The sequence below is a fragment of the Pseudomonas sp. CFBP 13719 genome (assembly GCF_014842095.1).
Classification (GTDB): Bacteria; Pseudomonadota; Gammaproteobacteria; order Pseudomonadales; family Pseudomonadaceae; genus Aquipseudomonas.
In genome coordinates this window covers 195,657-209,731 of the sequence record NZ_JACYVB010000006.1, presented here as the reverse complement: position 1 = coordinate 209,731, position 14,075 = coordinate 195,657, and the positions used below count along the sequence as shown (strand labels likewise).

Genomic DNA, 14,075 nt, shown 5'->3' with positions numbered 1-14,075 from the left:
CCCAGGAGCAATGCCATGCACTATCTGACCCCCGACCTGTGCGATGCCTACCCCGACGTCGAGGTGCTCGAACCGATGTTCAGCAATTTCGGTGGCCGCGATTCCTTTGGCGGCAAGATCGTCACCATCAAGACCTTCGAAGACAACTCGCGAGTGCGCGAGCAGGTGGCTCTGGATGGCACCGGCAAGGTGCTGGTGGTCGACGGTGGTGGCTCGCTGCGCAAGGCGCTGCTGGGCGACATGCTCGCCCAGAAAGCCGCTGAGAACGGTTGGGAAGGCCTGGTCATCTATGGATGCGTGCGTGACGTCGACATGCTGGCGCAAACCGATGTCGGTGTTCAGGCCCTGGCCAGCCATCCCATGCCGACCGTCAAGCGGGGTCTGGGTGATCTCGATGTGAAGGTCAGCTTCGCCGGTGTCACATTCGTTCCCGGCCACTATCTGTATGCCGACAACAACGGCATCATCGTCTCGCCAGAGGCACTGAGCATGCCTGAATGAAAACTTTCCATCAGTAACGGGGACACGATGTACGAGGAAGAAAATGCGCAATGGGGCCTGGTGCATGCCTTGTTGCTGGACGGTAAGGGGGGGGCGCGGTCGGTTGCCCGGACCGATATCGACGGGCTGCAGTTGCAACCCCACCAGAGCCTGTGGCTGCACTGGGACCGCAGCCATCCCCAGACCCGTGACTGGTTGCGCCGCAGCAGTGGCCTGAGCGAATTCAGCTGCGACCTGCTGCTGGAGGAAAACACCCGGCCGCGCCTGGTACCGTTGCCCGACGATGAATTGCTGCTGTTCCTGCGTGGGGTCAATCTGAATCCCGGCGCCGAGCCCGAGGACATGGTCTCGGTGCGGATCTTCGCCCAGGCCCAGCGCATCATTTCCCTGCGCCTGCGGCCATTGCGCGCGACCGACGACCTGCTCGAACAATTCGCCGCCTGCAAGGGGCCGAAAACTGCTTCGGAGTTGATTCTTTATCTGGCTCAGCACCTGACCGAAAAGGTCCAGGCGCTGGTCGAAGACCTCTCCGATATCGTCGATATGGAAGAAGACAAACTCGACGCCGACGAACGGTACACGCCTGAGCATGGCAGCATCCTGCAGCTGCGCCGACGGGCGGCCGGCTTGCGACGCTTCCTTGCGCCGCAGCGCGATATCTTTGGCCAGCTGGCACGCAACAAGGTGCCCTGGTTCGTCGACGACGACGCCGACTACTGGAATGAGCTCAACAACAGCCTGACCCGCTACCTGGAAGAGCTGGAACTGGCGCGCGAGCGCGTCGGGCTGGTGCTGGAGGCCGAAGACCGGCGTCAGAGCGAGCGCATGAACCGCACCATGTATCGCTTCGGCATCATCACCGGGATCTTCCTGCCGATGAGCTTTCTGACCGGTCTGCTGGGCATCAACGTCGGCGGCATTCCCGGTTCCGACAGCCCCTATGGCTTCACCATCGCCTGCGCATTGATGGTGGCCGTGGCGTTGGGCCAGTGGTTGTTGTTTCGACGCTTGCGCTGGGTCTGACGCGGAATTTACCCTGTGCTCGCCGAGACCTTTGTGACTCATCGCAGCAGGGTCTCGTCTTTGAATGAAATTCGCGAGGTATGCATGCCTGATCCGTTCGAAGAATCCCTGCGAGACATGCTCAATGCCCAAGCGCCGGGTCGCGACGACCGCGCCGCGCTGGGGCGAGTGCTCAAGACCGCCAACCGACAGGTCGGCGCGGGCGATCTCTTCAGCCTGATAGGGCGCTGGGGTCAGGCGTTCATGATCGCGGTGAACAGTGGTTCGGCGAATATCGCGCCGGTGTCTCGTCGTACGGATTCCGCCGCTGCGGATAAGGCTGATTGATCAATGGAACTGGACCCCTGGACTCAAAGCCTGGTGGCGGCGATGACCGCCCTGTGGACCAAGGTCGCCAATTTCATCCCCAACCTGTTCGGGGCGTTGGTGGTGGTTTTGCTGGGTTTCCTGGTCGCCAAGCTGCTCGACACCTTGTTGTCCAAGCTGCTGGCCAAGTTCGGGCTGGACCGCCTGATGGCGGGCACCGGCCTGACCAAGTTGCTGGGCCGCGGCGGGCTCAGGGTGCCGATCTCGACCCTCATCGGCAAAATCGTCTATTGGTTCGTGCTGTTGATTTTCCTGGTGTCGGCCGCCGAATCCCTCGGGCTGCAGCGGGTGTCGGCGACCCTGGACATGTTGGCGCTGTATCTGCCCAAAGTATTTGGTGCAGCCCTGGTGTTGCTGGTCGGTGTACTGCTGGCGCAACTGGTCAATGGCCTGGTGCGTGGCGCCGCCGAAGGGGTAGGGCTCGATTACGCCGGTGGCCTGGGACGTGTTGCGCAATGGCTGGTGATCATCATCAGCATTTCGGTGGCCATCAGCCAGCTGGAGGTCAAGACCGACCTGCTGAACCACGTGATCGTCATCGCCTTGATTACCGTTGGTCTGGCCGCAGCACTGGCAATGGGGCTGGGCAGCCGTGAAATCGCCAGTCAGATACTGGCAGGAATCTACGTGCGGGAAATGTTTCAGGTGGGCCAGCAGGTGCAGGTTGGAGGCGTCGAAGGCCAGATCGAGGAAATCGGCACCGTCAAGACGACGGTCATGACCGACGAAGGCGAGCTGGTCTCGATGTCCAACCGCGAGCTGCTGGAACAGAGGGTGAGTAGCCGATAGGTCAACGTTTTGCTAATGTATGCCGCCGCAAAAAGGCTGAGCGATCACGCCTTGGCGGCCAATGACCTGACCTTCGGGGACCTGACCTTCGGGCCGACCTGTTTTGAATAAAGTACATACGCTGCCCGTGCGCTACGATCCCCGCGAGCTCTCTGACGAGGAGTTGGTGGCGCGCTCGCACGAGGAGCTGTTCCATGTCACGCGGGCCTATGAAGAGCTGATGCGTCGCTACCAGCGAACCCTCTTCAACGTCTGTGCAAGATATTTAGGGAACGATCGTGACGCTGACGATGTCTGTCAGGAAGTGATGCTGAAGGTGCTGTACGGGCTAAAGAATTTCGAGGGTAAGTCGAAATTCAAGACGTGGCTTTACAGCATCACCTATAACGAATGCATCACGCAGTACCGGAAGGAAAGGCGCAAGCGCCGCTTGATGGATGCCCTCAGTCTCGATCCGCTCGAGGAGGCATCCGAAGAGAAGGCGCCCAAGTCGGAGGAGCGCGGTGGTCTCGACCGATGGCTGGTGTTCGTGAACCCGATAGACCGGGAGATTCTTGTGCTGCGATTCGTCGCGGAACTTGAATTCCAGGAAATCGCCGACATCATGCATATGGGCCTGAGCGCCACCAAAATGCGGTACAAGCGGGCCTTAGATAAGCTCCGCGATAAATTTGCAGACCTGTCCGAAACTTAGTTCGGCGCAAAGGTCTCTAACGTATCGGCAAGGTCTGCTAGACTTGCCGTCGAGCTGCCCCGGATGAGGGGCGCTTAACAATCACCAGATGGGGATTTAACGGATGAAACTGAAAAACACCTTGGGCCTTGCCATTGGTTCTCTTGTTGCCGTAACTTCGTTCGGCGTATTGGCACAAGGCCAAGGCGCAGTCGAGGTGGAAGGCTTCGCCAAGAAGTACATGACTGACAGCGCCCGTGACTACAAGAACGACGGCAACCTGTTCGGTGGCTCGATTGGCTACTTCCTGACCGACGACGTTGAACTGGCTCTGTCCTACGACGAAGTCCACAACATCCGTAGCGATGCTGGCAAGAACATCAAGGGCTCCGATGCCGCCCTGGACGCTTTCTACCACTTCGGTACTCCAGGCGCCGGTCTGCGTCCGTACGTCTCCGCTGGTTTCGCACACCAGAGCATTGGCCAGGACCGCGGTGGTCGTGACCACTCCACCCTCGCCAAGCTGGGCGGCGGCGCCAAGTACTACTTCACCGAGAACTTCTACGCCCGTGCCGGCGTTGAAGCTCTGTACAACATCGACAAGGGCGACACCGAGTGGGCTCCTGCCGTCGGCGTTGGTGTGAACTTCGGTGGCGGCTCCAAGCCTGCTCCAGCCGCTGCTCCAGCTCCAGTAGCTGAAGTCTGCGCTGACTCCGACAACGACGGCGTCTGCGACAACGTCGACAAGTGCCCTGACACCCCTGCCAACGTTACCGTTGACGCTGATGGCTGCCCAGCCGTTGCCGAAACCGTTCGCGTTGAGCTGGACGTCAAGTTCGACTTCGACAAGTCGGTCGTGAAGACCAACAGCTATGGCGACATCAAGAACCTGGCTGACTTCATGAAGCAGTACCCACAGACCACCACCACTGTTGAAGGTCACACTGACTCCGTCGGTCCTGATGCCTACAACCAGAAGCTGTCCGAGCGTCGCGCTGCTGCTGTCAAGCAAGTGCTGACCGGTCAGTACGGTGTTGAATCCAACCGCGTTCAGTCGGTTGGCTACGGCGAAACCCGCCCAGTGGCTGACAACGCCACTGACGCTGGCCGCGCTGTAAACCGTCGCGTAGAAGCTGAAGTAGAAGCCCAAGCTAAGTAATTAGCTGCCGCTTCAACGAAAAGCCCGGCTCAGGCCGGGCTTTTCTTTGCCCGCGATTTGACCTCTGCCGCGCGTCACCATACCTAACCGGCCCCGGATCTGGCACAATCGCACCCCTCTATCGCTTCCTCCGAGCCAAGCCCGCCTATGTACAATCTGGCCCGCCAGCTGCTGTTCAAATTGTCCGCTGAAACCTCCCATGACCTGTCGCTGGACCTGATCGGCGCCGGTGGACGCCTGGGCCTGAACGGCCTGCTCGCCAAGCCGCCGGCGCGACTGCCGGTCACGGTCATGGGCCTGCAGTTCGATAACCCGGTGGGGCTGGCAGCTGGCCTGGACAAGAACGGTGCGGCCATCGACGGCTTCTCCCAGCTGGGTTTCGGCTCGGTGGAAATCGGCACGGTGACGCCACGTCCGCAACCAGGCAATCCAAAGCCCCGTTTGTTTCGCCTGCCTGAAGCCTGCGCAATCATCAACCGCATGGGCTTCAACAATCTGGGTGTCGACAACCTGGTCGAGCGGGTCAAGGCGGCCAGGTATCGGGGCGTGCTGGGTATCAATATCGGCAAGAACCTCACCACCCCGGTCGAGCGCGCCGTAGACGACTACCTGATCTGTCTGGACAAGGTCTACGACCACGCCAGCTACATCACCGTCAACATCAGCTCGCCCAATACCGCCGGGCTGCGCAGTCTGCAGTTCGGTGACTCGCTCAAGCAATTGCTCGATACGCTGGCGGCACGGCGCGTGGTGCTGGCCGGGCAGAGCGGACGGCATGTGCCACTGGCGATCAAGATCGCTCCGGACATGAGCGATGAAGAAACCGTGCTGGTGGCACAGGCACTGGTCGACGCAGGTATGGATGCAGTGATCGCCACCAATACCACCCTCAGCCGGGTAGGTGTCGAGGGGCTGGTTCACGGAGACGAAGCCGGTGGGTTGTCGGGAGCGCCGGTGCGGGCGCAAAGCACTCACATCGTCGAGGTGCTGGCTCAGACCTTGAGTGGCAGATTGCCGATCATTGCAGCAGGCGGAATTACCGAGGGAGGGCATGCGGCCGAAAAGATTGCCGCGGGTGCCAGCCTGGTGCAGATCTATTCGGGCTTCATCTACAAGGGGCCTGCACTGATTCGCGAGTCGGTGGATGCGATCGCGGCGCTGCGCGCAAGGCAGTGACTGGAGGCGCGGAAGGGGCCTCGAAGAGGCCCCTGGGCGCTAGCCCGCCGCCCTGGTTGGGCGTGCATGGTAAAAATGTAAAAAGGTTTTCAGCCGACGGCGTGAAGTTCGTTGAGCCTATGGATTCCCGCAGTGCCGGTCATACCGTCCCAGTTGTCGCCGCGTCCTTCGCGCCAGCCGTTGATCCAGGCTTGGCGTACCGACGGTAGAGTAAAAGGGCAAAGCTCGCGGGATTTGCCATGGATGCCATACTGGTATCCGCGTAGAAATGCTCGTTCCAACGGATCACGCTTAAGTCTTCTCATAGGGTGTTGCCCTCTGTCTATTGACTGTAATGTCCCGTTGGCCTCGTCTGAGGCCAGGCAGATATCTGCCGGTATCGCGCTCGCTGCCGGCGTGGCGAGCAGTGATGTCTTCGCCATTGCGGCGACGACCTGAGGTGATTTCTAAACGTTGAGCCCAAGGATGTGAATGATCGTTTTGTCATAAGCACGTAACGATTTCGCGGTATGGGCGATAAGTAAGCAGGTGCTTCAAGCCTCGGTCGACTGCAAGCCCGTCCAACACAAGGCTTGCAGTGCGAAATGAGGTCAATATGCCATTGCGAATCATCACGATTTCAGTGGCACGAAAAATCGACGAAGGGTCGCGCAGGCGATCCTTTTTTCAGCAGAATCAGGTTCTGCTCCGGCTTCTCGCCCTTCGAGGCGGCAGGTGGGGTGGATTGACACCACGGTGGTGTCGCTCGGGCGCTCCATTGCGTAAGGCGCCTGGTTGAACCTCGAGACGGCAATGCGCTTGCCGTTTCATCAATGCCCAAATGGGCCAGGAAGTACCATGTCGGACCGTTTTGAACTGTTTCTCACATGCCCCAAGGGCCTCGAAGGCTTGCTTGCCGAAGAAGCCACTGCCCTGGGTCTGGAAGAAACCCGCGAGCACACCTCCGCAGTGCGCGGCATGGCCGACATGGAAACCGCCTACCGGCTGTGCCTGTGGTCGCGGCTGGGCAACCGCGTGCTGCTGGTGCTCAAGCGCTTTGCCATGAAAGATGCCGAAGACCTCTACCACGGCGTTCTGGATGTCGAGTGGCAGGACCACCTGCTGCCCGACGGGACCTTGGCCGTGGAGTTCAGCGGGCACGGTTCGGGCATCGACAACACTCACTTCGGTGCGCTGAAGGTCAAGGACGCCATCGTCGACAAGCTGCGCACCCCCAGCGGCGAGCGCCCCAGCGTCGACAAGCTCAATCCGGATCTGCGCGTGCATCTGCGTCTGGACCGCGGAGAGGCCATCCTCTCGCTCGATCTGTCCGGACACAGCCTGCACCAGCGAGGCTACCGGCTGCAGCAAGGTGCTGCGCCGCTGAAGGAAAACCTCGCGGCCGCCATTCTGATTCGTGCGGGCTGGCCGCGCATTGCCGCCGAGGGCGGCGCCTTGGCTGACCCGATGTGCGGTGTGGGGACCTTTCTGGTGGAAGCGGCGATGATCGCCGCCGACATCGCGCCCAACCTCAAGCGTACGCGTTGGGGCTTCAGTGCCTGGCTGGGTCACGTCCCGGCGATGTGGCGCAAGCTGCATGACGAAGCGCTGGCTCGCGCCGAGGCCGGGTTGGCCAAGACGCCGGCCTGGATTCGTGGCTACGAAGCCGATCCGCGGTTGATCCAGCCGGCTCGCAACAACGTCGAGCGGGCTGGGCTCAGCGATTGGATCAAGGTCTATCAGGGCGAGGTGGCGACCTTCGAGCCACGTCCGGATCAGAATCAGAAAGGTCTGGTCATCTGCAACCCGCCGTACGGCGAGCGCCTGGGTGACGAGGCAAGCCTGCTGTACCTGTATCAGAACCTGGGCGAGCGTCTGCGCCAGGCCTGCCTGAACTGGGAAGCGGCGGTGTTCACCGGCGCGCCTGACCTGGGCAAGCGCATGGGTATCCGTAGTCACAAGCAGTATTCGTTCTGGAACGGCGCGTTGCCTTGCAAGCTGCTGTTGATCAAGGTGGTACCAGACCAGTTCGTCACCGGCGAACGACGCACCCCCGAGCAGCGTCAGGCCGCGCGTGAGCAAGCCGAGCTGGTGGACACCGCGCCACCGCTGGCCGATCCGTATGCACGGGTGAACAAGAACGGCAATCCGCTCAAGCCGGCGCCGACGCCCGCGCCGGTGGTGGAGCAGGCGCGACTGAGCGAAGGCGGGCAGATGTTCGCTAACCGACTGCAGAAGAACCTCAAGGTTCTGGGCAAATGGGCGCGCCGCGAGGGCATCGACTGCTACCGGGTGTACGACGCGGACATGCCTGAATATGCCATGGCCATCGATCTGTACCACGACTGGGTGCACGTGCAGGAATACGCCGCGCCCAAGTCGATCGACCCGGAGAAGGCCTCGGCACGCCTGTACGATGCCCTGGCGGCCATCCCGCAGGCACTCAACATCGACAAGAGCCGGGTCATCATCAAGCGCCGCGAGCGCCAGAGCGGGACCCGTCAGTACGAGCGCCAGAGTGCCCAGGGTCAGTTCACTCAGGTGCAGGAAGGCGGCGTGCAGTTGTTGGTGAACCTGACCGACTACCTGGACACGGGTCTGTTTCTCGATCATCGGCCGATGCGCCTGCGCATTCAGAAGGAGGCGGCCGGCAAGCGCTTCCTCAACCTGTTCTGCTACACCGCCACGGCCAGCGTGCACGCGGCCAAGGGCGGAGCGCGCAGCACGACCAGTGTCGACTTGTCCAAGACCTACCTGGATTGGGCACGGCGCAACCTGTCGCTGAACGGTTTCTCGGACAAGAACCGCTTGGAGCAGGGCGATGTGATGGCTTGGCTACAGGCCAGTCGTGACGAGTACGACCTGATCTTCATCGACCCACCGACCTTTTCTAATTCCAAGCGCATGGAAGGGGTGTTCGATGTGCAGCGCGACCACGTCGAGCTGCTGGACCTGGCGGTCGCTCGCCTGGCGCCGGGAGGGGTGGTGTATTTCTCCAACAACTTCCGCAAGTTCCAGCTGGATGCGAATCTGGTAGAGCGCTATGCGGTCGAGGACATCACGGCGCAGACGGTGGATCAGGATTTCGCCCGCAACGGCAAGATCCACCGGGCCTGGAAGATTCAAGCGCGGTGATTCACTGAGGAGATGTGGCGCTGCCTTCGCGGGCAGGGCCACAGATGTTGTGGTGCTTACTGGATGTTGGGCGACGTAGACGCGGCTTTTGGCTGCGAATACAAGTCCAGCAGTGCCTGATCCAGTACCGACGAAGCGCCCCACGGGCGTGGGTCGTTGAGAATGGCGACCACCGCCCAGGTGTTGCCGTTGCTGTCACGGCTATAGCCGGCGATGGCGCGAACGGTGTTCAGGGTGCCGGTTTTAATGTGGCCTTCACCCTGCAGCGCGGTGCGTTTCAGGCGCTTGCGCATGGTGCCGTCCATGCCGACGATCGGCATCGACGCCATGAACTCGGCGGCGTACGGGCTTTTCCAGGCCGCCTGCAGCAAGGTCGCCATCTCCCGCGCGCTGACGCGCTCGTCGCGGGACAGCCCCGAACCGTTCTCCATCACCAGATGCGATGCGGTGATGCCCTTTTTCGCCAGCCACCCGCGAATCACCCGCTGCGCTGCCTTGGCGTCGTCGCCGTCGGCCTCGTTGCGGTAGCGTTCACCCAGGCTGAGGAACAGTTGCTGGGCCATGGTGTTGTTGCTGTACTTGTTGATGTCGCGAATGATTTCCACCAGGTCAGGCGAGAACGCCCGCGCCAGTACTCGCGCGGTCTTTGGCACAGTGCCTACGCGATCGCCCCCCTGAATGCTGCCGCCCAGTTCGTTCCAGATGGCCCGTACCGCACCGGCCGCATAGCTCTGGTGGTCGAGCAGCGACAGGTAGGTCTGCGAGCTGCAGCCCTCGGCCAACTGACCGCTGACCACGACGGTCATGCCATCGGCCTGGGTGATCGGGTTGTAGCGCACGTCGCCGGTGCATTTGCTGCCCGGCAGCGCCTTGACTTGATTGTCGATGCGGATGGTGGCGATCGGCGGTTCGACCGATACCAGTACCTTGCCGGTGTCGTTGCGGGTAACGAAGCGCAGCGCCTTGAGGTTGACCAGCAGCGAATCCGGGCGCACCAGGAACGGTGCGTTCTCGTCGCCGCCGTCGTCGTTGAACGCCGGCAGTTGCGGCTGCACGAAATGGCTGCGGTCCAGCACCAGGTCACCCGTGACCTGGCGCACGCCGTTGGCGCGCAGGTCACGCATGAGTAGCCAGAGCTTTTCCATGTTCAGCTTGGGGTCGCCGCCGCCCTTGAGGTAGAGGTTGCCGTTGAGCACGCCGTTGCTCAACGTGCCGTCGGTAAAGAATTCGGTCTTCCACTGGTAGGTCGGCCCCAGCAGCTCGAGTGCTGCGTAGGTGGTGACCAGCTTCATGGTCGAAGCCGGGTTGACCGACACGTCGGCGTTGAACACGGTCGGGCTGCCGGGGCCGTTGAGCGGCAGCATGACCAGCGACAGTGCATCGTTCTGCAGCTTGCTGGCCTTGATGGCCTGTTGAACCTTGGGCGGCAGGGTGGTGTTCAGGGGTGCGGCAGCGATGGGAAGTGCCAGGGGCAGCATCAGGCTGGCGAGCAGCATTGGACGAAAAGATTTGATCATGAGCGTGAAAACCCTGCGGGCGAGGGGTGACGAAAACGAGGGCCATATAAGGAAATGGAGACCCCCACTACGGGTGAAACGCGAGCATTATGCCCCAAGCGTCGCGTGCTTTGGCCAGCGGCCATCGGGATGGAGTGAATTTTTCCTGTGAAAGCGCCCAGTCGACGTAAAAGTTAGCATGCTAACCATTGCCTTGACATTGTCTGCCTAAGCAGTAACATCATGTTTCGAAGATTTACATATTGTGTTCAGACACGTGCCCAGGCGTGCATTCGATAACAGGTGGACAGCTTCCGGCCCATGAATCACTACACCCCCGAGAACTTTCACACCTGCAACCTTGGCCTGCTGCTTGGCCGTGGATCGGCGTTGAAGGATCGTTTGCTGGACGCGCACCTGGTGCCCTATGGCGTGACCGCAGCGCAATTCAAGGTGCTGATCATCAATGCGCGGTTCGGCATCGACACCCCGGCAGAAATGTCGCGCTACCTGTCGCTGGACAGCGGATCGATGACGCGCATGCTCGACCGTCTGGAACACAAGCAGTTGATCAAGCGCCAGCGCAGCGCTGCCGATCGACGCCAGGTGCAACTGATGCTGACCGAAGAGGGTCAGGCGTTGGCGGCGCGCCTGCCGGTCATCGGGGCCAACGCCATGAACGAGCTGGTGGGAATGCTCGAACATGAAGAGATCGTCGAGCTGGAACGGATTCTCAAGAAGCTGTTGCAGGCGGCCGGGGACCCCCTGTTGGCGCTGGGTGCCGCCGCTGGCTGAATACTCCGATCTGAGCGCACGAACTGACCTGCTCGATGCAACACCGACCGAATCCTTTCAGGTGAACTGCCATGGCTACTGCCACTGATTCCAACGCTACCCAGCAACCGCCCGCAACGCCGGCGGCCGACGCCAAGGCGCCGGGCAATCGTCGCAAGCGCAAGCTCTGGCTGTTCATTCTGCTCGCCCTGGTAGTGCTGGGCGGCCTGGGCGTCTGGGCCTGGTACACCCTGTACGGGCGCTGGAACGAGAGCACCGACGATGCCTATGTCAACGGCAACGTGGTGGAAATCACCCCGTTGACTACGGGTACGGTGATCAGCATCGGCGCCGATGACGGCGATCTGGTCCACGAAGGCCAGCCCTTGGTACGGTTCGACCCGAACGACGCGCAGATCGATCTACAGAACGCCCAGGCCAACCTGGCCAAGGCGGTGCGCCAGGTGCGTGGCCTCTACAGCAACGTCGATGGCATGAAGGCCCAGGTCGCCGCACGCAAGGCGGAAGTGCAACGTGCACAGGACAACTATGGCCGCCGCAAGAACCTGGCATCCGACGGCGCGATCTCGCAGGAAGAGCTTTCCCATGCCCACGACGATCTGATCTCGGCGCAGAGCGCTTTGAGCAACACTCAGCAGCAACTGGCGACATCGACCGCTCTGGTCGATGCCACGCAGGTGTCCAATCACCCCGACGTACGCGCCGCGGCAGCGCAGTTGCGCCAGGCCTACCTGGCCCACGCGCGCACCACCTTGATCGCTCCGGTGACCGGCTATGTGGCCAAGCGCACCGTGCAACTTGGGCAGCGCATCGAGCCGGGCACCGCGACCATGGCGGTGATTCCGCTCAACCAGCTGTGGATCGACGCCAACTTCAAGGAAACACAGCTGCGCCACATGCGCATCGGCCAGCCAGTGGACATCACCAGCGACCTGTACGGCGACGAGGTGAAGTACAGCGGCACCATCGACAGCCTGGGCGCCGGTACCGGCAGCGCGTTCGCCCTGCTGCCGGCGCAGAACGCCACCGGCAACTGGATCAAGATCGTCCAGCGGGTGCCGGTGCGGGTGCACATCAACCCCGAGCAGTTGCGCGAGCACCCGCTGCGCATCGGCCTGTCGACGGTGGTCGATGTGAATCTGCACGACCAGAGCGGGCCGGTGCTGGCCCAGCAACCGCCGCAGCAGGCGTCGTTCACCACCAACGTCTACGACAAGCAGCTGGGTGAGGCGGACGCCATGATCGCCCAGTTGATCCACGACAACAGCGCAGCGTCGGGCACCACAGCCACGCGTTGATTCGCCTGCGCCGGCCCGCGAAGGGCTGGCGCGACATCGCATTGCAAAGGGTGGGTCATGGATTCCAAAGCCTCGTTCACGCCGCCAAGCCTGCTGCTCTGCACCATCGGCCTGTCGCTGGCGACCTTCATGCAGGTGCTCGACACCACCATTGCCAACGTCGCCCTGCCGACCATTTCCGGCAATCTGGGGGTCAGTTCCGAGCAGGGCACCTGGGTCATCACTTCGTTCGCGGTGAGCAACGCCATCGCCTTGCCGCTGACCGGCTGGCTGAGTCGGCGCTTTGGCGAAGTAAAGCTGTTTCTATGGGCCACGATGCTGTTCGTGCTGGCCTCGTTTCTGTGCGGCATTTCCACCTCGATGCCTGAGCTGGTCGGCTTTCGCGTGGTGCAGGGGCTGGTTGCAGGACCGCTGTACCCGATGACGCAAACGCTGCTGATTGCCGTGTATCCACCGGCCAAGCGCGGCATGGCCCTGGCGCTGTTGGCGATGGTCACGGTAGTGGCGCCGATCGCCGGGCCGATTCTGGGTGGCTGGATCACCGACAGCTACAGTTGGCCGTGGATCTTCTTCATCAATATTCCCATCGGTTTGTTCGCCTGTGCGGTGGTGCGTCAGCAGATGGCCAAGCGACCGGTGCATCTGAGCAGGCAGCCCATGGACTATGTCGGGCTGATCACGTTGATCATCGGCGTCGGTGCCTTGCAGGTGGTGCTGGACAAAGGCAACGATCTGGACTGGTTCGAATCTTCGTTCATCATCATCGGTTCGGTGATATCGGCGGTGGCACTCACGGCGTTCGTCATCTGGGAGCTGACCGATGAGCATCCGGTGGTGAACCTGCGGCTGTTCGCCTTCCGCAACTTCCGCATCGGTACCTTGGTGTTGGTGTTTGGCTATGCCGGGTTTTTCGGCATCAACCTGATCCTGCCGCAGTGGCTGCAGACCCAGATGGGCTATACCGCCACCTGGGCGGGCCTGGCCGTGGCACCGATCGGCATCCTGCCGGTGCTGATGTCGCCCTTCGTCGGCAAGTACGCGCACAAGTTCGATTTGCGTCTGCTCGCCGGTCTTGCGTTCGTCGCCATCGGTACCAGTTGTTTCATGCGTGCCGGTTTCAACAGTCAGGTGGATTTCCAGCATGTGGCGCTGGTGCAACTGTTCATGGGCGCCGGCGTTGCGCTGTTCTTCATGCCCACCTTGAGTATTCTGCTGTCGGACCTGCCACCGCAACAGATCGCCGATGGGTCGGGCCTGGCGACGTTCCTGCGCACGCTGGGTGGCAGTTTCGCGGCTTCGTTGACGACCTGGATCTGGATTCGCCGCGCCGACCAGCATCATGCCTACCTGACCGAGAGCATCAGCACCTACGATCCGGTGACCCGCCATGCGCTGGAGCAGATGGGCGGCCAAACGCCTCAGGCGTATGCGCGGATGGAGCAGATGGTCAACAGCCAGGCATACATGTTGAGTACGGTGGACTATTTCACCCTGATGGGATGGATCTTCGCCGGGCTGGTGCTGCTGGTCTGGCTGGCCAAGCCACCGTTCACCGCCAAGGCCGGGCCGGCTGCCGGTGGTGGGCATTGAAAACAGTGGTGCCTGTTCGCGGCCACTGACCGCTCCTACAGGGGCACCGCGATCTACCTGTAGGAGCGGTCAGTGGCCGCGAACAGGGCAGCGCG

Annotated in this window: 13 protein-coding genes; 11 read left to right on the top strand and 2 right to left on the bottom strand. The window is 61.7% G+C overall.

All coding sequences use genetic code 11. The features are described 5' to 3' along the window. Positions 1 to 15: 15 nt before the first annotated feature. The 7 genes from rraA to IFT57_RS19075 all read left to right on the top strand — a co-directional run bounded on the left by rraA (position 16) and on the right by IFT57_RS19075 (position 5,687). On the top strand, positions 16 to 501 hold the full coding sequence (gene rraA / locus IFT57_RS19105) for a ribonuclease E activity regulator RraA (RefSeq protein WP_122713782.1): 486 nt from the start codon (positions 16 to 18) through the stop codon (positions 499 to 501). A gap of 27 nt (positions 502 to 528) precedes the next feature. Then, positions 529 to 1,524, top strand: coding sequence for a zinc transporter ZntB (locus IFT57_RS19100; RefSeq protein WP_122713781.1), 996 nt, complete (start codon positions 529 to 531; stop codon positions 1,522 to 1,524). An 84-nt stretch (positions 1,525 to 1,608) separates the two neighbouring features. After that, entirely contained in the window at positions 1,609 to 1,851 is a 243-nt protein-coding gene (locus IFT57_RS19095) for a CrfX protein (RefSeq protein WP_122713780.1), read from the top strand. A gap of 3 nt (positions 1,852 to 1,854) precedes the next feature. Continuing rightward, on the top strand, positions 1,855 to 2,679 hold the full coding sequence (locus IFT57_RS19090; protein ID WP_122794887.1) for a mechanosensitive ion channel family protein: 825 nt from the start codon (positions 1,855 to 1,857) through the stop codon (positions 2,677 to 2,679). 103 nt (positions 2,680 to 2,782) lie between these two features. Beyond that, entirely contained in the window at positions 2,783 to 3,373 is a 591-nt protein-coding gene (gene sigX / locus IFT57_RS19085) for an RNA polymerase sigma factor SigX (RefSeq protein WP_122476059.1), read from the top strand. Positions 3,374 to 3,476: 103 nt separating this feature from the next. Then, positions 3,477 to 4,511, top strand: coding sequence for an OmpA family protein (locus IFT57_RS19080; RefSeq protein ID WP_122713777.1), 1,035 nt, complete (start codon positions 3,477 to 3,479; stop codon positions 4,509 to 4,511). A gap of 147 nt (positions 4,512 to 4,658) precedes the next feature. After that, on the top strand, positions 4,659 to 5,687 hold the full coding sequence (locus tag IFT57_RS19075; protein WP_192152318.1) for a quinone-dependent dihydroorotate dehydrogenase: 1,029 nt from the start codon (positions 4,659 to 4,661) through the stop codon (positions 5,685 to 5,687). 89 nt (positions 5,688 to 5,776) lie between these two features. Here the strand turns inward: IFT57_RS19075 and rmf are convergent, their stop codons facing one another. Next, entirely contained in the window at positions 5,777 to 5,992 is a 216-nt protein-coding gene (gene rmf, locus IFT57_RS19070) for a ribosome modulation factor (protein WP_008368461.1), read from the bottom strand. 532 nt (positions 5,993 to 6,524) lie between these two features. Here rmf and rlmKL point away from each other — a divergent pair. Continuing rightward, the gene (gene rlmKL / locus IFT57_RS19065; protein WP_192152317.1) at positions 6,525 to 8,801 is read left to right on the top strand and encodes a bifunctional 23S rRNA (guanine(2069)-N(7))-methyltransferase RlmK/23S rRNA (guanine(2445)-N(2))-methyltransferase RlmL; all 2,277 of its coding nucleotides are present in this window, start codon (positions 6,525 to 6,527) and stop codon (positions 8,799 to 8,801) included. A 56-nt stretch (positions 8,802 to 8,857) separates the two neighbouring features. Here the strand turns inward: rlmKL and dacB are convergent, their stop codons facing one another. After that, positions 8,858 to 10,318 (bottom strand): D-alanyl-D-alanine carboxypeptidase/D-alanyl-D-alanine endopeptidase, encoded by a 1,461-nt coding sequence (gene dacB, locus IFT57_RS19060; protein ID WP_122794884.1) that lies wholly within the window; start codon positions 10,316 to 10,318, stop codon positions 8,858 to 8,860. Positions 10,319 to 10,618: 300 nt separating this feature from the next. Between dacB and IFT57_RS19055 the strand changes: the two genes are divergently transcribed. From IFT57_RS19055 to IFT57_RS19045, 3 genes are all read left to right on the top strand, one after another. Beyond that, the gene (locus tag IFT57_RS19055; RefSeq protein ID WP_122794883.1) at positions 10,619 to 11,092 is read left to right on the top strand and encodes a MarR family winged helix-turn-helix transcriptional regulator; all 474 of its coding nucleotides are present in this window, start codon (positions 10,619 to 10,621) and stop codon (positions 11,090 to 11,092) included. Between the two features lie 71 nt (positions 11,093 to 11,163). Continuing rightward, on the top strand, positions 11,164 to 12,390 hold the full coding sequence (locus IFT57_RS19050; protein ID WP_192152316.1) for an HlyD family secretion protein: 1,227 nt from the start codon (positions 11,164 to 11,166) through the stop codon (positions 12,388 to 12,390). Between the two features lie 57 nt (positions 12,391 to 12,447). Further along, on the top strand, positions 12,448 to 13,980 hold the full coding sequence (locus IFT57_RS19045) for a DHA2 family efflux MFS transporter permease subunit (protein ID WP_192152315.1): 1,533 nt from the start codon (positions 12,448 to 12,450) through the stop codon (positions 13,978 to 13,980). The last annotated feature ends 95 nt before the right edge of the window (positions 13,981 to 14,075 follow it).